Origin of the sequence: Candidatus Dedyshia acidiphila, assembly GCF_051025295.1 — a bacterium.
In the GTDB taxonomy this organism is placed as follows: Bacteria; Acidobacteriota; Terriglobia; order Terriglobales; family Acidobacteriaceae; genus KBS-83.
Genome location: NZ_JBMGJV010000227.1, coordinates 1 through 246 on the forward strand (window position 1 = coordinate 1; position 246 = coordinate 246).

The 246-nt window shown below is 56.5% G+C and carries 1 protein-coding gene; it reads left to right on the forward strand.

Translation table 11 applies throughout. The features are described 5' to 3' along the window. A partial coding sequence (locus tag AC5IJH_RS18680) for a hypothetical protein (RefSeq protein WP_491904314.1) occupies positions 1 to 246 on the forward strand: 246 nt, incomplete at both ends.

The following is a 246-nucleotide window of genomic DNA, read 5'->3' on the forward strand; positions in this document are numbered from 1 at the left end:
CTAACAATCCAACACGCTACAGCAGTTGCACCTTCAACTTCCCGTACGGCTCAGGCATGGAACAGGACGAGATCGTGCGCAGCCTCGAACAGCATCAGGTTCGGTATGTGCTCTGGGACAAAAAAAACGGAAGGAAGTTTGACGAAGCGCTGTTCTCGGACGAATCGAGACCGCGCATTGATCTCGGGCCCTACTTCGCAGCGCGTTACCGGCCCATCTGGACGCAGGACAATGCCGTGCTGCTCG